General features: G+C 59.7%; 1 protein-coding gene. It reads right to left on the bottom strand.

Annotated features, from left to right (window positions below; all coding sequences use genetic code 11):
• The coding region (locus SB764_RS38425; protein WP_410866523.1) for a Mu transposase domain-containing protein at positions 1-419 on the bottom strand (419 nt) is incomplete at both ends.

Raw genomic sequence — 419 nt, forward strand, 5'->3', positions numbered from 1 at the left:
GCAGTGCTCCCGGTTTGCGGGTCAGGACCGGCACGTAATGCCAGGGATTATAGATCGTCTCGCCACGGCCGAAGCAGCGATCGTGTTGGCCGATTTCCACGCCATCCTGCCGGATGACGATGCGATCTGCATAGGCATGTATCTCGGCAGGGCGGCCGACTGCCGTAGACAGTACCGAGTATTTGTTGTTGTCGAAACGCACGAGGCAGGTCTTGCCGATCGAGGCCTGCACAGCGTGGAAGCCGTCGAATTTGCCGGGATAGCCGACCAGGTGCGGCCGCTCCGCATCGAACACCTCCCAGATCGTGCGCTCCGTCTGATCGACGTGCTTATGAGCGCGGGCGTAACTGATGCACTTGTCCAGCAACCAGCCATTCAGTTCATCGTAGGATTTGAAGCGCAGTCGCGGCGTGAAGAAG

This window comes from Paraburkholderia sp. SIMBA_027 (genome assembly GCF_046535315.1).
Classification (GTDB): domain Bacteria; phylum Pseudomonadota; class Gammaproteobacteria; order Burkholderiales; family Burkholderiaceae; genus Paraburkholderia; species Paraburkholderia tropica.